General features: G+C 69.5%; 20 protein-coding genes and 1 tRNA gene. 9 read left to right on the forward strand and 12 right to left on the reverse strand.

The features are described from left to right. Window positions 1-73 precede the first annotated feature (73 nt). The 5 genes from ACXJ3V_RS08255 to ACXJ3V_RS08275 all read right to left on the reverse strand — a co-directional run bounded on the left by ACXJ3V_RS08255 (window position 74) and on the right by ACXJ3V_RS08275 (window position 4,225). Entirely contained in the window at window positions 74-1,489 is a 1,416-nt protein-coding gene (locus ACXJ3V_RS08255; protein WP_457099806.1) for an FtsW/RodA/SpoVE family cell cycle protein, read from the reverse strand. After that, on the reverse strand, window positions 1,486-2,721 hold the full coding sequence (locus tag ACXJ3V_RS08260) for a PP2C family protein-serine/threonine phosphatase (protein WP_457099807.1): 1,236 nt from the start codon (window positions 2,719-2,721) through the stop codon (window positions 1,486-1,488). Before ACXJ3V_RS08260 ends, ACXJ3V_RS08255 begins: the two co-directional genes overlap by 4 nt. A gap of 17 nt (window positions 2,722-2,738) precedes the next feature. Further along, a complete protein-coding gene (locus ACXJ3V_RS08265) occupies window positions 2,739-3,254 on the reverse strand; it encodes an FHA domain-containing protein FhaB/FipA (RefSeq protein ID WP_457099808.1) in 516 nt (171 codons plus the stop codon). Further along, window positions 3,251-3,991: an FhaA domain-containing protein gene (locus ACXJ3V_RS08270; protein ID WP_457099809.1), complete on the reverse strand. Its 741-nt coding sequence runs from the start codon at window positions 3,989-3,991 to the stop codon at window positions 3,251-3,253. Before ACXJ3V_RS08270 ends, ACXJ3V_RS08265 begins: the two co-directional genes overlap by 4 nt. A gap of 150 nt (window positions 3,992-4,141) precedes the next feature. Then, a tRNA-Leu gene (locus tag ACXJ3V_RS08275) sits at window positions 4,142-4,225 on the reverse strand. A gap of 264 nt (window positions 4,226-4,489) precedes the next feature. Between ACXJ3V_RS08275 and ACXJ3V_RS08280 the strand changes: the two genes are divergently transcribed. Next, window positions 4,490-6,034: a hypothetical protein gene (locus ACXJ3V_RS08280; protein WP_457099810.1), complete on the forward strand. Its 1,545-nt coding sequence runs from the start codon at window positions 4,490-4,492 to the stop codon at window positions 6,032-6,034. A 67-nt stretch (window positions 6,035-6,101) separates the two neighbouring features. Here the strand turns inward: ACXJ3V_RS08280 and ACXJ3V_RS08285 are convergent, their stop codons facing one another. Continuing rightward, window positions 6,102-6,593: a GNAT family N-acetyltransferase gene (locus ACXJ3V_RS08285; protein ID WP_457099811.1), complete on the reverse strand. Its 492-nt coding sequence runs from the start codon at window positions 6,591-6,593 to the stop codon at window positions 6,102-6,104. A gap of 29 nt (window positions 6,594-6,622) precedes the next feature. Beyond that, a complete protein-coding gene (locus tag ACXJ3V_RS08290) occupies window positions 6,623-7,264 on the reverse strand; it encodes a GntR family transcriptional regulator (protein ID WP_457099812.1) in 642 nt (213 codons plus the stop codon). A gap of 308 nt (window positions 7,265-7,572) precedes the next feature. Here ACXJ3V_RS08290 and ACXJ3V_RS08295 point away from each other — a divergent pair, with 308 nt between their 5' ends. Beyond that, window positions 7,573-7,782, forward strand: coding sequence for a cold-shock protein (locus tag ACXJ3V_RS08295; RefSeq protein ID WP_457099813.1), 210 nt, complete (start codon window positions 7,573-7,575; stop codon window positions 7,780-7,782). A 109-nt stretch (window positions 7,783-7,891) separates the two neighbouring features. Here the strand turns inward: ACXJ3V_RS08295 and ACXJ3V_RS08300 are convergent, their stop codons facing one another. Genes ACXJ3V_RS08300 through ACXJ3V_RS08320 form a run of 5 tightly spaced genes read right to left on the reverse strand, consistent with a single transcriptional unit; the run spans window position 7,892 to window position 13,961 of the window. Next, a complete protein-coding gene (locus ACXJ3V_RS08300) occupies window positions 7,892-9,973 on the reverse strand; it encodes a bifunctional lysylphosphatidylglycerol flippase/synthetase MprF (RefSeq protein ID WP_457099814.1) in 2,082 nt (693 codons plus the stop codon). A gap of 30 nt (window positions 9,974-10,003) precedes the next feature. Then, window positions 10,004-11,269: a hypothetical protein gene (locus ACXJ3V_RS08305; protein WP_457099815.1), complete on the reverse strand. Its 1,266-nt coding sequence runs from the start codon at window positions 11,267-11,269 to the stop codon at window positions 10,004-10,006. Next, complete coding sequence (locus ACXJ3V_RS08310) at window positions 11,262-11,945, reverse strand: HAD hydrolase-like protein (RefSeq protein ID WP_457099816.1); 684 nt, start codon at window positions 11,943-11,945, stop codon at window positions 11,262-11,264. The genes ACXJ3V_RS08305 and ACXJ3V_RS08310 overlap by 8 nt, the downstream gene beginning before the upstream one ends. Window positions 11,946-11,983: 38 nt before the next feature. Continuing rightward, a complete protein-coding gene (nucS, locus tag ACXJ3V_RS08315) occupies window positions 11,984-12,679 on the reverse strand; it encodes an endonuclease NucS (RefSeq protein WP_457099817.1) in 696 nt (231 codons plus the stop codon). 46 nt (window positions 12,680-12,725) lie between these two features. After that, window positions 12,726-13,961 (reverse strand): MFS transporter, encoded by a 1,236-nt coding sequence (locus ACXJ3V_RS08320; protein ID WP_457099818.1) that lies wholly within the window; start codon window positions 13,959-13,961, stop codon window positions 12,726-12,728. Between the two features lie 62 nt (window positions 13,962-14,023). Here ACXJ3V_RS08320 and ACXJ3V_RS08325 point away from each other — a divergent pair, with 62 nt between their 5' ends. The 7 genes from ACXJ3V_RS08325 to mnhG all read left to right on the forward strand — a co-directional run bounded on the left by ACXJ3V_RS08325 (window position 14,024) and on the right by mnhG (window position 21,426). Continuing rightward, window positions 14,024-15,073, forward strand: a complete 1,050-nt coding sequence (locus ACXJ3V_RS08325) for a LacI family DNA-binding transcriptional regulator (RefSeq protein ID WP_457099819.1) — start codon at window positions 14,024-14,026, stop codon at window positions 15,071-15,073. A gap of 91 nt (window positions 15,074-15,164) precedes the next feature. Next, a complete protein-coding gene (locus tag ACXJ3V_RS08330; RefSeq protein ID WP_457099820.1) occupies window positions 15,165-18,089 on the forward strand; it encodes a Na+/H+ antiporter subunit A in 2,925 nt (974 codons plus the stop codon). Then, the gene (locus ACXJ3V_RS08335; protein WP_457099821.1) at window positions 18,086-18,646 is read left to right on the forward strand and encodes a Na(+)/H(+) antiporter subunit C; all 561 of its coding nucleotides are present in this window, start codon (window positions 18,086-18,088) and stop codon (window positions 18,644-18,646) included. Before ACXJ3V_RS08330 ends, ACXJ3V_RS08335 begins: the two co-directional genes overlap by 4 nt. Then, on the forward strand, window positions 18,643-20,196 hold the full coding sequence (locus tag ACXJ3V_RS08340; RefSeq protein WP_457099822.1) for a Na+/H+ antiporter subunit D: 1,554 nt from the start codon (window positions 18,643-18,645) through the stop codon (window positions 20,194-20,196). Before ACXJ3V_RS08335 ends, ACXJ3V_RS08340 begins: the two co-directional genes overlap by 4 nt. After that, window positions 20,193-20,786: a Na+/H+ antiporter subunit E gene (locus ACXJ3V_RS08345; RefSeq protein ID WP_457099823.1), complete on the forward strand. Its 594-nt coding sequence runs from the start codon at window positions 20,193-20,195 to the stop codon at window positions 20,784-20,786. Before ACXJ3V_RS08340 ends, ACXJ3V_RS08345 begins: the two co-directional genes overlap by 4 nt. Then, entirely contained in the window at window positions 20,783-21,049 is a 267-nt protein-coding gene (locus ACXJ3V_RS08350) for a monovalent cation/H+ antiporter complex subunit F (protein ID WP_457099824.1), read from the forward strand. The genes ACXJ3V_RS08345 and ACXJ3V_RS08350 overlap by 4 nt, the downstream gene beginning before the upstream one ends. After that, window positions 21,049-21,426 (forward strand): monovalent cation/H(+) antiporter subunit G, encoded by a 378-nt coding sequence (gene mnhG, locus ACXJ3V_RS08355; RefSeq protein ID WP_457099825.1) that lies wholly within the window; start codon window positions 21,049-21,051, stop codon window positions 21,424-21,426. Before ACXJ3V_RS08350 ends, mnhG begins: the two co-directional genes overlap by 1 nt. Window position 21,427 lies beyond the last annotated feature (1 nt).

Below are 21,427 nucleotides of genomic sequence, written 5' to 3' on the forward strand. Positions count from 1 at the left end.
TCGCACCTCCCGAAGACCTCGGGTGAGGCGGTTCCTGAGTAGGTCGCGAAGCGACCGTATCGAAGGGCCTTGGTCATCCGATCACCACCCGGGGGCGGCTGCGGACGGCGTCGGAGATCCGCAGCAGGAGCGCGACGATGATCCAGTTGGCCACGAGCGACGAGCCGCCGGCGGCCAGGAACGGGGTGGTGAGGCCGGTCAGCGGGATGATCCGGGTGACCCCGCCCACCATGATGAACACCTGGAGCGCGATGGTGAAGGAGAGGCCGGTGGCGAGCAGCTTGCCGAAGTCGTCCTGCCCGGCCAGCCCGATTCGGATGCCGCGGCTCGCGAAGACCATGTAAAGGCTGAGGATGGCGAACACGCCGATCAGCCCGATCTCCTCACCGAGGCTCGGGAGGATGTAATCGCTCTGCGAGAGCGGGGTGAGGTATGGCCTGCCCTGTCCAAGGCCGGTGCCGACGAGGCCGCCCTGCGCGAGGCCGAAAATGCCCTGCACCAGCTGGTAGCTCCCGCCGGTGGCTTCGATCACCGCCGGGTTGAAGGCATCCAGCCAGTTCGTGAAACGGCCCTGCACGTAGGGCAGCACCCGCGACGCGAGGAACGCGCCGCCGACCGCGAGCGCGACGCCGATGACGACCCAGCTCGTCTTGCCCGTCGCGACGTAGAGCATCGCGACGAACATGCCGAAGATCAGCAGCCCGGTGCCGAGGTCGCGCTGCAGCACGATGATGGCGAGCGAGATGAGCCAGATCACCAGCAGCGGGCCGAGTTCGCGCGCCCGGGGCCACGTCATGCCGAGGAAGCGCGTGCCCACCGAGCTGAGGCTCTCGCGGGTGCGCACCAGGTAGCCGGCGAAGAAGATCGCGAGGGCGATCTTCGCCAGCTCGCCGGGCTGGAAGGAGAAGAAGCCGAGCCTGACCCAGACGTCCGCATTGGCGTCGGCCCCGAGGCCGGGGATGACGGGGAGGATCAGCAGCAGGATGCCGACCAGGCCCGCGAGGTAGGTGTAGCGGAACAGCACGCGATAGTTGCGCAGCGCCATGACCACCGCGATCGCGGCCACGACGGCGATCGCCGTCCACGCGAGCTGGCGGGTCGAGGCCGCATCCCAGCCGTGCGAATCGATGGCGATGTCGATGCGATAGATCATCGCGATGCCGAGGCCCGTGAGCAGTGTGGCGATCGGGACGACGAACGGATCGGCATCCCGGGCGCGCAGCCGCAGCACGATGTGCAGAGCGACCACGAGAGCGGTGAGTCCGCCGCAGTAGATCAGGAACTGCGCGTCGATCGCACCCGTGGCGCCCAGTTGGACGAGCGCGAGCGCCGCGGCGTTGATGACGAACGCGAAGAGCAGCAGAGCGAGTTCGCGGTTGCGCTGCGTCTGCGGCACGCGGATGCGTCGCAGCGCCCGGATCACCGCGGTGTCGGTGGACTCCGCGGCAGGCGATGCCGCTCCCTTCCCGCGCGCGTCTGTGGAGGTCACGGGTTCACCGCATTCTCTTGCAGGCGGGAGACGATCTGCTCGGCATCCTCAAGGGAGGGCGCCGAGATCGTCGCCTCCACTGTCGCGCGGTCGAAGTCGGAGAGGCTGTCCAGCGGGATGCCGGTGTCGCGGTAGGGGCTCGACAGCGGGATCGGGCCGAGGTCCTGCTGGATGCCCTGGTAGATCACCACCGTGTCGTCATCGGCCCCGACGAAGAAGCGCGTCTGGGTCCACTGATAGGCCAAGAACAGCCCCGTCACCAGAACCGCGAGCACGAGAACGACTCCGATGATCCACCCGTAGCGCCTCCGGCGCGCACGCCGCCGGTCCTCCTCGATGAGCTCCTCGAGGAATTCGGGCGCCGGCTCGAAGTGGCTCGGCTCGTTGGCCGCCTGGCGGACCGGGTGCAGCCAGCCGCCGCGCCCTGAGCGAGCAGCAGGCACATCGATGCCCGTGGGGTTCGACGCCGACCCCACCACCGTGGGCGTGCCGGAGAAGAGCGGATGCTGCCCCCCGACGTCGACGAGGACCAACGTCACGTTGTCGGGCGCACCGCCATCCAGCGCCTGCTTCAGCAGATTGTCCGCGGTGCGCCCGGGGGGAAGACCCAAGCCCATCGCGCGCGCCGTGTGCGCGTCGTCGACGACGCCGGTCAGCCCGTCGGAGCACAGCAGCCAGCGATCGCCCGGCTGGGTCGGCATGATGAACGTGTCGAGCTCGGGGTCGGGATCCATGTCGCCGAGCACCCGCATCAGCACCGAGCGCCGCGGGTGGTAGCGCGCCTCCTCCGGGGTGATGCGTCCCGAGTCCACGAGTCGCTGCACGAAGGTGTGGTCCGTGGTGATCTGGGTCAGCGTGCCGTCGCGATAGAGGTAGATCCGGGAGTCGCCGATGTGCGCGATGACGGCGTAGTCGTCGACCATGATGAGCGCACTCACGGTGGTTCCCATGCCGGCGAGCTCCGGATGGATCCGCACGGTCTCGATCAGCTCGGTCGCGGCATCCGCGATCGCCCCTCGAAGTGCTCGCTCGGCCTGCGAGGTCGACTCGTAGGGGTGGTCGAGGGATTCGAGGCTTCCGATCGCCAGGCTCGACGCGACGTCACCGCCGGCGTGCCCTCCCATCCCGTCGGCGACGACGAAGAGATTCGACCCCGCGTAGCCGGAGTCCTGGTTGTTGGAGCGCACCTTGCCGGTGTGCGAGATCGCAGCGCTCGAGCCCTCGAAGACCATTTCCCGGGGGACCGCCGCTATTTCCGCAGCTCGAACGTCGTGGCGCCGACCTTGATCGGCGCGCCCACGAGGACGGGGACGGGTGCGGTGACGCGGGCGCCGTCATGCCAGGTGCCGTTCGTCGAGTCCAGATCCTGGATCATCCACTGCTCGCCCCACAGGAGCAGACGCGCGTGGTGGCTCGACGTGTAATCGTCGCGGATGACGAGCCCCGACTCGCTGGACCGTCCGATCGTGAGCGCCTCCGTGCCGAGCGGAAGCTCGAGTCCCGACTTCGGCCCGCTCGTGATGATGATGCGCGTGACCGTGGCGGTCGTCGCCTTGCCGCCCTTCGCGGGCGGCGCGGCAGCGGGGGCCTTCGCCGGGGCGGCGGCAACGGCCGCCGCGGGCACGGCGGCGGCCTGGGGCTCCGGCATCCGGCGCACTTTCACGCCGAAGAGATCGGATCGCAGCGAGTAGACCACCGCGAAGACGAAGGCCCAGAGCAGGACGAGAAACCCGATGCGCAGCAGCAGGAGCGTCAGTTCGCTCACGGCAGGGGTCCTCCTTCGCGCAGGTCGAAGGCGCGGGTCACATCGGCGGCGGGGAGGGGCGGCTTCGGGGGCGTGGCCTGCGCGACGACGCGGAACACGATGTCGGTGTGGCCGATGGTCACGGTGGAGTCCGGCGGAAGCGCGGCCTCGACGACCTTACGTCCATTGAGCAGGGTCCCGTTGGTCGAGTTCATGTCGCGCACCATCGCGCGCTCGCCGTCCCACAGGATCTCGACGTGCCGGCGGCTCGTGCCGGCATCGGCGACCGTGATGTCGGCGTCGCTGCCGCGGCCGATCACCGTGCGTGATTTCAGGAGCGGATGCCGCTGCCCGGCGATGTCGACGACGCCCCGCCAGGCGACCGTGCCCTGCACCGTGGACGAGCTCACCCGCAGGGTGCCGGTCGAGAGCTGATCGTCGCGCTCGATCGCGATCGACACGGGGCCGGCGAAGCTGTAGCCCTGGGCCTTGGCGTGCTTCTGGACGAGCGTCATCAGCTCATCGTCGAGCGCGCCGCCGAGAGCGCGCATCTTCTCGTCGTCCGAGGTCGACAGCCGCAGGACGAAGGTGTTCGGCGCCAGAATGCGGTCGCGCGAGACCACAGCCGCCTTCGTGTCGAGTTCGCTGCGCAGTGCAGAGGCGAGCTCGACGGGCTGAATGCCGCTGCGGAAGGTCTTCGCGAACGCGCTGTTCACCGCGCGTTCGAGACCTTTCTCGAAGCTGTCAAGTAGTCCCACGCGACTCCCCAAGGCAGGCTGGCCAGTTCGGTACATGCTAGTTGCTCAGTCTGAGACACCCGAGGAGGTGATGAATGCGCCGTCCGAGTGGGTCCGGGTTGGGACGACGACGAAAAAGGGCCCCCGATCCGGGAGCCCTTCGTCGTTTCGTGCGCGAGGGGGGAGTTGAACCCCCACGCCCTTTCGGGCACTGGCACCTGAAGCCAGCGCGTCTGCCTATTCCGCCACTCGCGCGATTCGCCGCACCCTGGGATGCCGCGATCTCAACCTGTCGAGGATATCACGGTGGATGTCCGCCACCGAACTCGCGCAGGGCCGGCGCAGGATTGGCCCAGGTTCTGCGTTCGTGATATCGCCGGGCGGTCGCGCACTGCTACGGTGACCGAAATTCAGGATGGAGGTTCTCTGGGGGGAGGACCATGCGCAGCATGCCACCGGAAGACCGGTCTCTTTGCGCGCCTAAAAACGACCAGCTGGTCACTGAGTAAAGGAATCACATTGAAGAACCGATGGAAGGCGCTCGCGTCAGTCGCGGTGGCGGCGGCACTGGTCGTCGCCCCGTTGACCGTGGGCGCGGCATCCGCGCATACGGGCAATCTGAATGGGCAGGCTGTCTGCAACCCGCAGACCGGGCAGTACGACATCACGTACATGCTCACGCTGTCGAACGTCGGCGCGGAGACGACCGGCGTGACGCACTGGGGCGTCGGCAGCAACACGTTCACCGGCACGCCGACCGATGCGACCGGACTCACCGAGGGGCCGCACGACTCGACGGGCAACACGACCTTCTCGCTCGGCACGTACTCGGTGCCCGGCACCAGCACGGCAGGGCCGTGGGTCTATGCGTTCACCCAGTTCAGTAACGAAGTGAAGCTGGGGTCGGACGGTCGCGTCGACGTCCTCGCGGGAGACTGCAAGCCTGCCGACAAGCCGGTCACACCCCCGACGCCGACCTGGACCGACCCGTGCGGGCCGGACAACGGCTCGTGGACTGCGCCCGAGTTCGAGGGTGGCCACTGGGCCTACGGCTCGGGCGAGGGGATCGAGTACATCAACGCCGTCGCCGACGACGGGTATGTGTTCCCGGAGGGTACGCAGACCCAATGGTCCGGCGATGTCAACGACGAGGAGTGCTGGCAGCCCACCGCGGTCACCCCGGTGCTGACCTGGGACCTGCCGTCCTGCGACGAGCCGGGCGCGGTCACGTCGTCGTTCGAACAGGAGGGCATCCACTGGACCGAGGCCGAAGGTGACAACGGCTCGACGATCTACACGGCTCACGCCGACGACGACTACGTGCTCGCCGAGGGTGCGCAGCACGAGTGGACGGTGCCGGACCTGACGCAGCTGGACAGCGATGACCCGCATTGCCGTCAGGTCTATCCGGTGCCGACGCTGTTCAACACGGGCGACCCGCAGCCGACGTGCGCGAACGCCGCGGAGTACCTCACCCCGGAGGAGTTCGGGGCACCCGGCGAGGACGGCTGGTACTCGTTCGAGCACGTCTGGGTCTACATCGACCGCTCGGTCGAGGGTGAGGTCACGATCTCCGTCGAGTCGAAGTCGGGCTACACGCTGGGTGATCTGAACGGCTCCTGGTGGATCAGCGAAGACAGCACGTATGCCGAGCGCACCATCCTCCTCCACGGTGCCATCGGCTACCAGAGCGAGGACAGCACCCAGCCGTGCTTCTTCGCGATCCTGCCCCAGCCTGAGGCGCCGGTGTTCACCGACGACTGCGGCACCGCGACCGACGGCTTCACCGTCCCAGAGAACTCGGAGGCTGTGCGCTACGAGACTGTCCACGAAGGGGCGATTGTGACGATCACGGCGGTCCTCGTGAACGACGAGGACGAGTTCGCCGAGGGCGTGACGACCCAGTGGTCGCACACCTTCACGAACGAGGCCTGCCCGACTGCCGCACCGCCGCTTGCCGCGACGGGCGGAAACGGCGTGAGCCCGATCCTCCCGATCGGCGCAGGCGCCCTCGTGATGCTCGGGCTCGCGCTGATGGTCACGCGCCGCCTCGCGCGTCACTAGTCTGACCGTCAGCCCCGTCGCGAGCCGGTTCACCCGGCTCGAGGCGGGGCTGACGCATGCCTGGGCTTCAGCTGCCGTCGAGCGAGGGCACGAKGGTGAAGACGATCTCCTCGATGTCGCGATCGAGGCCTGGTGCATACGAGACGAGCCGCGACACTTCTGTGAACCCGGCCTTGCGCAGCACCGCGATCGACCCCGAGTTGTGCGCGGCCGCGCGCGCGAACAGCGGACGCTCCGGCTCCCGGGCGACGAGCAGGCGCAGCGCCTCGGTGGCCACCCCTCGGCCCCAGGCGTGCCGGGCGATCCAGAACGAGACTTCGCGGTTGCCGTCGATGGTGAACACCGCGGCCGTGCCGGCGAAGCCGCCGCGCTCGGTCACGACCGACATCGCGGCATCCGGATTCGCGCGCTGACGCTCGATCCATGCGTCGAACGCACCCCGATCGTCGGGATCGGATGCCGTGAACGCGGCCATCGCGACGCCTTCGGGGTCGCGCATCATCTCGAAGACGGCATCCAGATCGTCGTCGTCCAGCGGTCGCAGCTCGATGTGGCTCACGCGTTCACGGTAGCGAGGGGCCGTACCCCTCAGGCGTAGCCGTGCAGAGTGCGCAGGGCGGCCTCGGCGCGCGCACCGTCGCGCGCGGCCAGCGCCTCCCGGAAGGCGACGTAGCCCTCGGTGCGCGCGATCGGGCACTCGATGAGCGGATGCCACCCGGAGAGGTTGCGGCGGATCGCGAAGTCGGCCTCGTGCATGACCGTGACGAACGCGCGGTTGTCCGTCGCGTAGGTGAGGGTCTCGAAGAGCTCCTCGCTCCACGCCATGATGCCCTCGTGGTCATCGGCGGCCGAGGCGCTGATGATGGCATCGGTCACCCGCAGCGCAACCTCCAGGGTGAGGTCGGAGCAGCGCTGGGCGGCGACGCGGACGATGTTGCCGAGGAGAAGGACGGCGAACTCGTGGGTGTCGTCGAGAAGCTTCTGGTCGGGGATCGAGACCCGCGTGTAGCGGTGCGGCGCGACCTCGACGAGACCGGTGCGCTCGTGGCGCTGGAGTGCCTCACGGACCGGGGTGCGAGAAACGCCCAGCCACTGGGCGAGTTCGTGGTCGCGCAGATGCTGGCCGGGCCCCAGCCGACCATCAAGGATCGCTTCGCCGATCGCCGAGTACACCTCATCGCCGAGGACGGTGCCGATCGGGTCGACGGGCATGAGCGGAACAGTGGTCATGGGCGAAGCCAAGTGTATGTCGGAGGAGCAATCTTCGCCGAAGCACTGATATATCGGTAGAGTTGCGCGCGTCACGCTTCGGCGTGGCCTATCCGGGGGGATCCGTCGGCGCCCGGGCTTTGAGCCCTTCGCTCGGCCCGGGCGTTCGATGGCGGATCCGTCGATTACTGTGGTTAGGTCTTGCCGCAGGTACCCGTCCTGCAACGTTTCTGTCACCTTCCGACACAAGACATGCATTTCTGCCCTGCGTCCGATAGCGTGGGGTAGTCGGCGCGCACTGCGCCGACTTCAGTGAGGAACGGCATTACATGAGCACGCAAGGCACCGTCAAGTGGTTCAACTCGGAGAAGGGCTTCGGCTTCATCGCTCCCGATGACGGCGGTGCGGATGTTTTCGCGCACTACACCGCAATCCAGGCGGGCGGCTACCGGTCGCTCGAGGAGAACCAGCGCGTCGAGTTCGAAATCGCGCAGGGCCCCAAGGGCCTGCAGGCGGAGAACATCCGCCCCGTGGGTTAGACCCCACCCACGACTATTCGGCACGTTCCGCTCGTTGAGCGGAACGTGCCGTTGGCGTTTGTGCCCCCGACAGCCGGAGAGTTCGCCGGTCCCGGCAGGCAGCAGGACGTCAGTCCCGATCGCCCCGGACGAGCTCGATGCCGGCCCCGGCGAACTGGCGGAGCGTCGCATCGGGCAGGAATGCCCGCGTGAGGGCGGCGGCGATCCGAGTGAGATCGCTCTCGTCGCGGTAGAGCAGGTACATGGTCTCGTAGCGCGGGTGGAACTTCTCCTTGAAGCGGTGCAGGGATCCGAAGCCGTAGACGGGCTCGAGCAGGCCGGCCAGCTTCTCGGTGACATCTGCAATGGGTCCGGCATCCGCCGGGTATTCATGGGTGAGCGGAGCGCCCGACAGGGAGACGACCTCGGCGCCTTCATCGGCGAAGTGCTTCGCTGAAGAGCCGATCAGGAACTCCATCGCCGGCGCGAAGCCGCCATCGCGGCGGCGCATGAGATCCAGCGTCCACCCACGCACCCGACCTGCGCCGCCGTAGATCGGCAGCCAGGACAGGAAGCCCTCGACATCCCCCGCGGCGGAGACCGCCAGGGCCAGTCGCACTTCCGGGTCCTCCGCTTCGTCCAGCGTGCCGAGGGTGAAACCCATCTCCGGCAGGCCCTTGTCGCCGACCCACATCTCCGAGATGGCGCGCAGCTGCTGGCGGACGCCCCACGGCTCGTCGACCAGGCGCGACATGCGGAACGTGACGCCTTCGCGGGCCGCGCGGTTGACGGCCGTCCGCACAGCGGCCCACTTCTTGCCGGTGAACTCCAGGCCCGGAAGGTCTACGACGGTGTCATCGGCGACCACCAGACTGCGCCATCCTCGCGGCATGGCCCGCCGCGTCGACTCGCCGGCGCTGAAGAAGCAGGGCACGAGACCTGCTCGCTCGGCGTCGGACACGAAGCCCGCGATGGCTGCGTCGCGCTCCTGCGCAGGCCCGATCGGGTCGGCGAGGGCGAGGGCGACCCCGGAGCGCCGGTGGTACGCGACGATGCTCTCGGACAGCCGGGCATAGCTGTTGCCCTCCCAGGTCGTCATCCAGGACAGCGTGCCCCCGCCTTCCTGGTGCAGCGACTCCTTGACCTGGGCCACCGTCGGCGCGGGCTGTTCGCCGAGCAGCGACCTGCGTCGCGCGCGGAATGCGTGCCGCACCGCGACCAGGTAGACGAGAAGGAGCAGCCAGAGCACGGCGGTCGCGACGGAGACGCCGAGACCCGTGACGGGCACACCGCTGCGGTCGGCCAGTCCCGTCGCGACGACCACGACGAGCAGCGCACCGGTGAGGACGTTGAGCACGGCGTAGCCGACCGTCCATCCCCACGCCCATCGCCGACCTCGCCGCAGGCCGTCGGCGAACAGCAGGATCACGCCGACGTCGAGGGTGACATCGAGCAGGGACGGTCCGGCCGCCTGGGTCGGTCCGAACATGCCGTCGGTCGGGATCAGCAGTGTGATGAGCTCGATGGCCGCGATGACGAGGACGACGACGAACGCGATCAGGCGCTGCTCGCGGATCGTGGTGCGCTGGATCCGCAGGGATCGCTCGACGAACAGCACCAGCAGCACGGCGAGGGCGTGCTCGAGATCGGCCAGCTCACCCCAGAAGGTCAGCGCGACGAAGACGAAGCCGAGGAGCACCAGCCACGCGCGCACGCGCCACGGCTGCACCAGAAGCCCCACCGCGGCGGCGATGCACGCCATCGTCCCGCCCGAGGGACCGACATCGAGCGCCGCCGCTTCGGTCTGCGCCCACGCCCAGGGCAGCGGGGACAGGAGCAGCAGCAGAAGGGCGCTCGCGAACACCGCGAAGAGCTGCCCGATCCAGAACCAGCCGAGGGCGATCCGCCAGCCGCGCCGGTACTCCAGATATGCCATCCCGACGAAGCCGGCCAGGGCGAAGGCGTACACCCACGGAACGTTGACGAAGAAGGTGCCGGTGAAGGGTGTCCACCACCTGCCCGCGGAGAGGGCGGGGAGCCCGTACGCGACGACGTCATAGGTCGCCGAGTCCTCGAACGGACGCCACAGTCCCTGCCAGATGATGCCCGCGACGACGATGACGAGCATCGTCGTGAGCGTCGCCGCCACCTGGCGGAGCGACCTCAGGGACGGCTTTCGGCTGATCGAGGGCTCGTGGGCGACCGCGGTCATGCTCCCACGATAGGACCCGATCTCCTCCGGCTACCGTGTCCCGGGCCGGTCGTAGTCGGCCAGGGCGCTCGCATCCTCGGCATCGCGCATCGCGCGGCGCGCGGCATCCAGAGCCTCAACCGGATCAGCGGCCTGCCGGGCCTCGGCGAGTTCGCGCTCCGCAGACAGCAGTCGCAGCCTCGCGGGCGCGCCGGCGCGGGCGTGGGCGACGGATGCCTCGGCTCGGGAGATCATCCAGCGTGCGGAGGCGAGCGTTCCGGGCAGCGCGGTACGTGCGCCGCGCAGCCGCTGCTGCGCGGTGCGCGCATCGCCGAGGGCGAAGTCGAGTCGATCTCGGAGGCGCACGATGCGGTCGACGGTGTGCGTGGGTCTGCGGGGGGCATCCGCTTCGAGCGCGTCGAGGGCGGCGGCGACGGCGCGCACTTCGGTGCCGAGACGCTCCGCGTCGACCGGCTCGAGGTGCTGGCGGATCGCCTCGGCCTGGCGCAGTGCGGCGCGTGCCGCATCGAATTCGGACGGCACCGCCTGCGCCGCCTGGGTCACAAGGCGATGGGTCTCCTCGAGCGACCGCGCATCCGCCTCCGCCTGACGGAGTGCCCGCTCCGCCCTGGCGACATCGGCGAGGCTGTTCCGCGACGGGTCGGCCGCCTCTTCGGCAGCGACGGAGAGCAGGCGCTCCGCCTCCGCGGCCTCCGCGAAAGCGGACTCGGCTGCGCGGGCGGCCGCGCGCCACTCGTCTTCGGCGAAGCGCGAAGAGAGGTCGTCGATCAGTCGCTGCGGCTCGCCCATGGCGACCCGCAGGGCCGCGAGCCGGCCGCGCGCCGCGTCGACCTGCGCCGCCGCCGAGACATTGGCGTGCATCCAGGCGACGTGCTCGGTGCGCGCATGAGAGATGGTCGACATCGCGGTGGCGACCTTGCGCTCGATGCGGCCGGACCTCCTGCGGATCTCGTCGGGCGTGAGGCTCGGAGATCCGAGCGCCCGATACTCCTCGAACGAGGAGTCCCGCACGTGCTGAGCGGTCAAGAGTGCGCGATGGAGGGACGCCGGCGCACCACCGCCGTACATCGCCCCAGACAGACCCACCTCGAGGTCGAGCTCGCCGACTTCATCGTCGAGGCGCACCAGCGCGGCGCCGGCGCTGTCGCGGATCACCCCTGCGGCGGCTCGTGCCTTCGGCGACCGCCGGATCCGGCGCACCAGCCAGATGGCGATCAGGAGGAGGACGGCGGCAGTGCCGAACACGACCAGCGCGGGAATGAGCCACCCGAGCACTGTGCCGTCGGCCTCAGGCATCGGCATCCTCGATCAGCAGCAGCGCGCGCAGCTGATCCGTGGTGTCCACCGCCGCCTGCGCTCCCTCGGCCTCGTGCGGCCAGCTGAAGCCCCACCGGACGAAGATCACCGGCACGCCGTGCACCGCGGCGCCCTCGACATCGTGATGGCGGTCGCCGATCAGCACGGGGCGGCTCGTGTCGACACCGGCCACGTCCAGGCGGCGCAGCGCCTCGGCGACGATGTCCGCCTTGTCGCTCAGGGTGCGTTCATCCTGGGTGGCGCCGACGATGGCGGTGAGGTACGGCGCGAGTCCGAAGTGATCCATGAGCGCATCGACCTGGATTTCGGGCTTGCTGCTCGCCGTCGCCTGCGGAATGCCCGCGGCGGCGACGTCGGCGATCAGCTCGCCGACGCCGGGGAAGAGCCGGGCCCCTGTCGTGTACCCGTCGGCCTTGCCCAGGGTGCGATAGAACGACACCGCGTCAGAGGCGCCTTCGGGCGTCATGCCCCCGGTCACCTGGAAGGACTGGAACATCGGCGGCCCGATCCAGTGCACGAGCTCGGCGCGCGTGGGAGCGGTGCGTCCGAAGTGCTCGAGCGTGATCTTCAGGCGTCGCAGGATGCCGTCGGAGGCATCCACCACCGTTCCGTCGACATCCCACAGGATGCAGGTCCACGGTGAGCGACTCGGCATGCCGACAGCCTATGGGGCGGGAGGGAGCGAGGCCGCCGTCAGAAGAGCCGGGGAGCGCCTGACTCGAGCCCCTTCATGCCGTCGTAGTCGAGCGTCACGCAGCGGATGCCTCGGTCCGCGGCGAGCACGCGGGCCTGGGGCTTGATCTCCTGCGCGGCGAACACCCCAGTCACCGGCGTCAGATGCGGATCCCGACCGAGGAGCTCCAGGTACCGGGTGAGCTGTTCGACGCCGTCGATGTCGCCGCGGCGCTTGACCTCGACCGCGATCGTGCCGCCGGCCGCGTCGCGCAGGAGCAGGTCCACCGGGCCGATTGCCGTCGGGAACTCGCGGCGCACGAGGGTCAGGCCGTCGCCGATGACCTCCACCTGCTCGGCGAGCAGCCGCTGCAGGTCGGCCTCGACGCCGTCCTTCTGCAGGCCGGGGTCGATGCCGAGCTCGTGCGCCGAGTCGTGCAGCACCTCGAAGAACCGCACCAGGAGCGTGTCGCCCGTCTTGGTCTGCGTGACCCGCCACAGCTCGATGACACCGGCGGCCTGGGCCTCGGCATCCGGGATCTCCACCGTCAGGGTGCACGGCGGGCTCATCCAGTTCAGCGGCTTGTACGAGCCCCCGTCGGAGTGCACCAGCAGACTGCCGTCGCCCTTGTGCACGAGCAGGCGGGTTGCCTCCGGCAGGTGCGCGTTGAGACGGCCGGCATAGTCGACCGAGCAGCGGGCGATGACAAGACGCATCCGACGAGCCTAGCCGCGCTGATCCCCCCACCCGGCAGGGGCGGCGTCAGTGCGAGGAGTGACCCGCGCCCACCATCGAGCCTGCGATGGGACGCGCGGCCGGGGAGGCGAAGCCGGATGCCACGATCAGCACGACCAGGATGTACAGCGTGTTCAGCAGGCCGATGTGCTCGCTGATCAGGCCGAGGAGCGGGGGCCCGGCGAGGAACGCGACGTACCCGATCGTCGCGGCCGCGCTCACCCGGGCTGCGGCGTGCACGGGGTCGTCCGCCGCGGCCGACATGCCCAACGGGAAGCCGAGCGACACACCGGCGCCCCAGAGCGCGGCGCCCGCGAACATCAGCGGGATGCTCGGCGCGAGGATGAACAGCAGCAGTCCGCCCGCGGCCGTGCCCGCCAGGACGATCAGGGTCGCGACCCGCCCGAAGCGGTCCACGAGCGGGCCGCCGAACATGCGCACGACCGTCATGCTGATCGAGAACACCGCGAGGGCTGCCGCGCCGACCGCCGCGCTCGCCCCGTGTCCTTCGACGACGCCGAGGGCGAGCCAGTCGTTCGCGCCGCCTTCGGCGAAGGCCATGCCGAGCATGATGACCCCGAGCGTGTAGGTGCGGGGCTCCTTCCACGCCGAGAGGGCGAGCGACATGCGGTCGCGCCATGCCGGCTTCGCAAGCCCCGCCTCCGGGTCCATCGCGACTTCGCGGCGCGGAACCCAGGCGATACTGGCGAAGGCGATGACGAAGATGGCGACGGCCATGATCGTCAGGTGCGCGAGCGCGTCGTACCCCCACGAGATGGCGAGGATGCCGATCCCGGCGCCGATCACGGTGCCGAAGCTGAAGAACGCATGGAAGAGCGGAAGGATCGTCTTGCCGGTCTGCTTCTCGATCGCCGCCCCCTCGACGTTCATCATCACGTCGACCGCCCCATTGCCGAAGCCCCAGAGCACGAGGCCGACGACCACGACACCCGCGGAGTGGAAGACGTCGGCGCCCACGCCGATGATCGCGACGCCCACACCGAAGATGAGCATCGCGCCCAGCATCCCGGTGCGCGCTCCGAAGCGCGCGATCACGACTGAGCTGACCGACAAGCCGATGATCGAGGCGATTCCGCCGACGAGGAGCATGAGTCCGAGTTGGCCGCGGTCGACCCCGACCGCCTCCTTGATGGCAGGCACGCGCGAGGCCCAGGTGGAGATGCTCAGGCCGCTCGCCAGGAAGATCGCGAAGATCGCCGTGCGCCAGCGCACGAGCTGAGAGCGGGTCAGGACGGTATCCATCCCGACAGCTTACCGAATCGATTCGACGCACCGGAATCGGGGCAGGTACGATCAGATCTGTCATGAGCACACGCCGCGCCACCATCAGCGACGTCGCCCGCGCGGCGGGCGTCTCTCCCTCCACGGCGTCCGTCGTGTTCAGCGGCAACACTCCGGTGTCGCAGGCGACCCGGGACCGCGTGCTGGCGGCGGCGGAATCGCTGGGCTATACCGGCCCCGACCCGCGTGCGGCATCGCTGCGGCGCGGGCGCTCCGGGATCGTCGGCGTGGTGTTCGAAGAGCATCTCGGCCGCACCTTTCAGGACCCGGTGAAGATCCTCATGATGGACGGGCTCACCGAAGGCGTCGCCGCTCTCGGCGCGGGGCTGCTGCTGCTGCGCGACCAGCCGGACTCGCCCGGCGAGCCGACGCTGACCACGGCTCCGCTCGACGCCGCCGTGCTGGTCGGATGCAGCGGGCTGCTGCGCGAATCGCTCGCCGTGGTGCGCGCCCGCGGCATTCCGGTGGTCGTCATCGAGGGCGACGCGGGTGAGGGCGTGCCCCGGATCGAGCTCGACAACCGCGAAGCCCAACGGCAGGCGGCGCGGCATCTGCAAGGGCTCGGCCACGAGCAGGTCGCGCTGGTCACCCTGCCGGTGCACGCCGGCTGGCAGCGCGGCTGGATCGGCCCGGACGAAGAGATCACCGTGAATGTGACCAGGGAGCGGCTCGCGGGAGCGCGCGATGTCTTTCCGGATGCCCCGGCCTACGCCGCGGCGGGGAGCTTCATCGACGAGGGACTCGCTGCGGGGCGGGTGCTGTTCGCAGACCGCGCGCACCGTCCGACCGCGGTGATCGCCCAGAGCGATCTGCTCGCGGCGGGCGTCGTGCGCGCCGCCGAGGAGGCCGACCTGCGCGTGCCAGAAGACGTCAGCGTCACCGGATTCGACGGCATCGTGGTCGACGGCCTGGCGCCGTACTCGCTGACGACACTCGTTCAGCCTGCGGTCGACAAGGGGCGCGCCGCCGGGAAGGCGGTCGCGGCGATGCTGGAGGGCCGGGAAGCGGCATCCATCCGCTTCACCTCCGTGTTCCGCGTGGGAAACACGACCGCGCCGCCCCGCGCACCCTGACCGAGCCGGTCGGGCGGCCAAACGGCCCCGGTAGGATGATTCCCAGACCGTTGCCCGTGCCACTGGCTGCGACCCCCCGAGGAGGCCGCGCATGCTGATCCTGCTCGGTGCATTCGCGGTCGTGCCCATGGTGCTGCCGTGGCTGGTCGCACGGATCGGCGCGCGCGCGTTCTATCTCGCCGCGCTCCTGCCCGCCGCAGCGTTCGCACAGGCCGCGGTGCAGACCTCGGCGGTGCTGGCCGGCGACACCCCGTTCGAGTCGTACGACTGGATCCCGGCGCTCGGGATCAGCCTGTCGATGCGGATGGACACCCTCGGATGGGTGATGACTCTCATCGTGACCGGCGTGGGCGCCCTCGTCATGCTCTACTGCCGCTGGTACTTCCGCGACCAGCGGGCGGGCGTGGGACAGTTCTCCGCGGTGCTGCTGGCCTTCGCCGGAGCCATGTACGGGCTCGTCCTCACCGACGACATCGTCGTGCTGGTGATGTTCTGGGAGATCACGAGCGTCCTGTCGTATCTGCTGATCGGGCACTACCACCGCCGCGCCGGCAGTCGCCGTGCCGCCCTGCAGGCGCTGCTGGTGACGACCCTGGGCGGACTCGTGATGCTCATCGGCGTGGTGCTGCTGGTCGTCGATGCGGGCACGTCGAGCCTGTCGACGATCCTCGCCGAAGCACCCGCCGGCCCGGTGGTCGATGCCGCGCTGGTGCTCCTGCTGGTGGGTGCCCTGAGCAAGTCCGCCATCTTCCCCTTCCACTTCTGGCTGCCCGGCGCCATGGCGGCGCCCACCCCGGTGAGTGCCTACCTGCATGCCGCCGCGATGGTCAAGGCGGGCATCTACCTCATCGCCCGGCTCGCCCCGGTCTACGCACTCGCGCCCACCTGGCGCCCGATCGTGCTGATCCTCGGGGTGTTCACGATGCTGCTCGGCGGATATCAGGCCCTCCGGGAGAGCGACCTCAAGCGCATCCTGGCGTTCGGCACGGTCAGCCAGCTCGGCCTGCTCGCCGTCGTCCTGGGCTACGGCACCCGGGATGCCGCGCTCGCCGGACTCGCGCTGCTGATCGGGCACGCCCTGTTCAAGTCGAGCCTGTTCCTCGTGGTCGGCGTGATCGACCGCCAGCTGTCCACCCGCGACATCGGGGAGCTGAGCGGGCTCGCCCGGCAGGCTCCCGTGATGACGACTTTCTCGGCGATCGCGATCGCCTCGATGGTCGGGATCATCCCGACGATCGGCTTCGTCGCGAAGGAGGGCGCCCTGACCGCCTTCCTCGATGAAGCCGTCGGCGGGTCGGGGTGGGGACTGTTCGCGCTCATCGGCGTCGCGCTCGGATCGGTGCTGACCGCCGCGTACGGACTCCGCTTCTTCTGGGGGGCATTCTGGACGAAGAAGGATGCCGGGGGCGCGCCCGCCCCCGTCACCGAGTGGCCGGATCCGCCGATCGGGTTTCTCGGCGCTCCAGTCCTGCTCGCCGGGCTGACCGTCGTCGCGGGCCTCGCGGCGCCCGTGCTCGACCTCGTACTCGCGCCCTACGCCGACACCGCTCCGGCCTCGAGCCCAGGAGTGCCTGCCCCGGAGCATCCGTACCATCTGGCGCTCTGGCATGGGATCGAGCCCGCGCTGTGGATCACCCTCGCGACGATCGTGCTCGGGGTCGGCGTGTTCGCCCTGACCCGCGATCGGCCGCTCCGCCGCATCCTCCCGTTCACGGCGGCAGGCGCCTACAACGCGAGCCTCCGTGGCATCGCCCGCCTGTCGGTGCTGTCGACCAGCCTCACCCAGCGCGGCTCTCTGCCGATCTACGTCGGCACGATCTTCGTCGTACTGGTCGCCGGCGAGGGCACGGCGCTGATCGCCGGGGGCGGATGGCAGACGCAGCTCGATCTCTTCCACACCCCGACCCAGCTGCTGGCGGCGCCGATCATGATGCTCGCCGGCATCGTCGCCGTGCGGGCGGGCAAGCGCTACACCGGCGTTGTGCTGGTCTCGGTCACCGGTCTCGGCATGGTGCTCCTCTTCGCGACGAGCGGGGCGCCCGACCTCGCGCTCACCCAGGTGCTCGTGGAGACCGTCACCCTGGTGGCATTCGCCCTCGTGCTGCGGCGCATCCCCTCCCGGCTCGGGGAGCACAACGCCTCGGTCGCGCCGATCGCGCGCGCCCTGCTGGCCGTCGCTGTCGGCCTCACCATGGCCCTGGTCGCGGTCGTGGCGACCGGCGCCCGCATCACGGAGCCCATCTCGACGAGGTTCCCCGACATCGCCTACGACCTCGGCCACGGCAAGAACGTGGTCAACGTCGCCCTCGTGGACATCCGCGGCTGGGACACGATGGGCGAGCTGTCGGTGCTGATCCTCGCCGCGACGGGCGTGGCATCCCTCGTCTTCGTGACGCACCGCGCCGACATGCTGTCCTCACTCACGGCGCCGCTGCCGAGATCGGCCTCCCGCTCGCGGCGCCCCCTCGTCGAGACCGACGAGGGCATCAGGCCGCAGAGCGCGGACACCCGAGGCAGTCACCGCGCCTGGCTCGTGGGCGGTCAGCGCGTCGGGGCGGAGAATCGCTCGATCATCCTCGAGGTGATCGTGCGCATCCTCTTCCACACGATCATCATCGTCTCGCTGTACCTGCTGTTCGCCGGCCACAACCTGCCAGGCGGCGGATTCGCGGGCGGCCTGGTTGCCGGTATGGCGCTGGTGATGCGGTACGTGGCCGGCGGACGGTACGAGCTGGGCGCGGCCGCACCCGCCGACGCCGGCCGCCTGCTCGGCACCGGCATGGCGATCGCCGTCGGCTGCGCGGTGGTGCCGCTCCTGTTCGGCGCTCCGCCGCTGAAAAGCTGGTTCTTCGAGATGGAGCTGCCGGTGATCGGGCACCTCGAGTTCGTGACGTCGACCCTGTTCGATGTGGGCGTCTACCTCGTGGTCATCGGGCTGGTGCTGGATGTGCTGCGCAGCCTCGGCGCCGAGGTCGACCGCCAGGCGCACGAACTCCAGGAGGTGGGCGGGCGATGAACGCCACGACCGGCAGCGGCGTCTCGCTCGTCCTCATCGTCGTCATGGGCGTGCTCTTCGCGTGCGGCGTCTACGCGATGCTCGAGCGCAGCCTCACCCGCGTGCTCATCGGGTTCCTCCTGCTCGGCAACGCCGCGAACCTCCTGCTGCTGATCGTGATGGGCCGGCCCGGCGTCGCACCCTTCTTCGACGGCTCCACCCCGACCGACGAGATGTCCGACCCGCTTCCTCAGGTGCTGACCCTGACGGCGATCGTGATCACGTTCGCGATCTCGGCGTTCCTGCTGGCGCTGATCTACCGCTCGTGGCAGCTCGGCCAGGCCGACACCGTGAGCGACGACGAAGCCGATGTCGAGGTGCGCGCTCGTCGCCTGGGCGACGAGGCGACGATGGATGATGTCGCCGAGGCGCTCACGGATGACGCGACCACCGACTTCGTCGGCGTGGACACGTCGCCCATCACGGTGCTCAGCAGCCGCGATCTCGCGAGCATCGTCGACGACGCGCCGGCCGATCGCCCCCGCGCGGATGACGGCCAGGGAGGTGAGCGCCCGTGAGCGCCCTCGTCCCGCTGCTGGTGACTCTCCCGCTCCTCGGCGCCGCCATCGCGCTCATCGCGGGACGCCACCGGCGGACGCAGGTGGCGGTGTCCATCGTGACGCTCGCGCTCGTGATGATCATCGCCGGGGTGCTGCTGTATGTCGTGGACACCACCGGCGTGCCGCTCGCGGTGTCGGTCGGCGGCTGGCCGGTGCCGTTCGGAATCGTGCTCTACGTCGACCGGCTCGCCGCGCTGCTCGTCGTCGTCTCCAGCGTGGTTCTCCTGGCGGTGCTGCTGTTCTCGGTCGGCCAGGGCGCCGCGGACGGCGACGACGACACTCCGGTGTCGATCTTCCACCCGTCGTACCTGATCCTGGCGGCGGGGATCTTCACCGCCTTCATCGCGGGCGACCTGTTCAATCTGTACGTCGGGTTCGAGATCCTGCTGGTCGCCTCGTACGTCTTGATCACGCTCGGCAGCACGGAATCCCGCATCCGCACCGGCTCGGTGTACATCGTCGTCTCGCTCGTCTCGTCGATCCTCTTCCTCGCCGCGATCGCGATGATCTACGGCGCCTTGGGAACCGTCAACATGGCGCAGGTGTCGGAGCGGATGACCGAGCTGCCCCAGCAGACGCAGATGGTGCTGCATGTCATGCTGCTGCTCGCGTTCGCCATCAAGGCCGCGGTGTTCCCGCTGTCGTTCTGGCTGCCGGACTCCTACCCCACCGCGCCTGCACCGGTCACCGCGGTGTTCGCCGGTCTGCTGACGAAGGTCGGCGTGTACGCGCTCATCCGCACGGAGACGCAGCTGTTCGCAGACAGCGACGTGAACGTCGTTCTCATGGTGGTGGCGCTCGCCACGATGATCGTGGGCGTGCTCGGCGCCGTCGCGCAGGCGGAACTCAAGCGCATCCTGTCGTTCACGCTCGTCAGCCATGTCGGCTACATGGTGTTCGGACTCGCGGTCGCGACGCCCGCCGCGATCGGCGCGACGATCTACTACATGGTCCACCACATCATCGTGCAGACCACCCTGTTCCTCGCGGTCGGGCTCGTCGAGCGCCGCGCGGGCAGCACATCGATCCTGCGGGTGAAGGGCCTGATGCGCGCCGCGCCGATGATCGCGGTGCTCTACTTCATCCCCGCGGTGAATCTCGGCGGCCTTCCGCCGTTCTCGGGCTTCATCGGCAAGTACGCGCTGTTCGACGCCGCGGCGGAGGTCGGAACGCCGATCATGCTCGTGCTCATCGTCGGCGGCATCGTCACGAGCCTGCTGACGCTCTACGCGCTCATGCGGGCGTGGAATCTCTCCTTCTGGCGCGAAGAGGACGACTCGGCCGAGACCGAGGCCCGCATCTCGTACCTGGGCGCATCGCCGGGCGGCGTCGAGACCGAGCGCCGCGCGATCCCGAAGATCATGACCGCGGCCACGACCGGCATGGTGGCCATCACGATCGGGCTGACCATCTTCGCGGGCCCGCTCTACGACATCTGCGCCCGCATCGGCGACTCGCTCCTCGAACCCGTCAACCTGACGCAGCTCCAAGAGGAGGTCGGACGATGAGCCCCGACTCCCGGCTGAGCCCGCGCCGGCTGCTCGCGCAGATCTGGCGCCAGCTGCCGTTCTTCGTCTGGCTGGTCGCCCTGTGGATGCTGCTGTGGGGGCAGTTCACGCTCCTGGCGTTCGTGAGCGGGCTCGCGGCGGCGCTCATCGTCACGCGGGTCTTCCGCCTGCCGCCGGTCGAGCTGTCCGGCCGGGTGAATCTGGCCTGGGGACTCGTCTTCATCCTCGAATTCCTCGGCGCACTCGTTCGCGGGTCGCTCACTGTCGCGTGGCAGGTGCTCGACTGGCGCCGGCAGCCGGGCGCCGCGATCATCGCGGTCCGGCTCCGGATCGCGGACGACCTGATCATGACGCACACGGCGGTGACGGCATCCCTCATCCCGGGCTCGCTCATCGTGGACGCCGACCGGGATCGCCGCATCCTGTACCTGCATGTCATCGGAGTGCGCAGCGACGAGGACGTGGAACGGCACCGGGCGAGCGTGCTGCACTGGGAGGAGCGGATTGTGCGGGCCGTGGGATCCCAGGCGCAGCTCGAACGGGTCCGCCAGCTGCGTGCGGCCGCAGATGCGGTGGAGGGAGCGCTGTGAACATCCTGCTGCTGGCGATCTACATCGCCTTCGGGGCCGCTGCCCTGCTGATCGTGTGGCGGATCATCATCGGCCCGTCGATCCTGGACCGGGCCGTGGCATCCGACGTCCTGCTCACTCTCGTGATGTGCGTGCTGGGTGCCGAGATGGCGATCAATCACCACACCCGCACCCTGCCGGTGCTGCTGGTCATCGCGGCGCTGGGTGTGTTCGGGTCGATCACGATCGCGCGCTTCGTGGCGCGAAGGGACGGGCAGAGCTGATGGATGCCGCAGCCACATCTGGGGACGCCGTGCTCGACACCGTCGCGCTCATCCTGATCCTCGGCGGCGCGATCCTCTGCCTCACCGCGGCCATCGGACTCCTGCGCTTCCGCGATGTGCCCACCCGCCTGCACGCCGCCACCAAGCCGCAGGTGCTCGGGATGCTGCTGATCGCCATCGCGATCGCGCTCTCGCTGCGCTCCTGGCCGGTGGTCGCCTTCCTCGTGCCCGTCATGCTCATGCAGTTCGCGACCGCGCCGCTGTCGGCGCACATGGTCGGTCGGCAGGCGTACCGCAACGGGACCTACGACCGGGCCGGGCTGTACGTGGACGAACTCGCCCGGTCCGGCGAGACTCCGCCGGGCTCCGGCGGCTGAT

The sequence above is a fragment of the Microbacterium sp. P5_E9 genome (genome assembly GCF_054049175.1).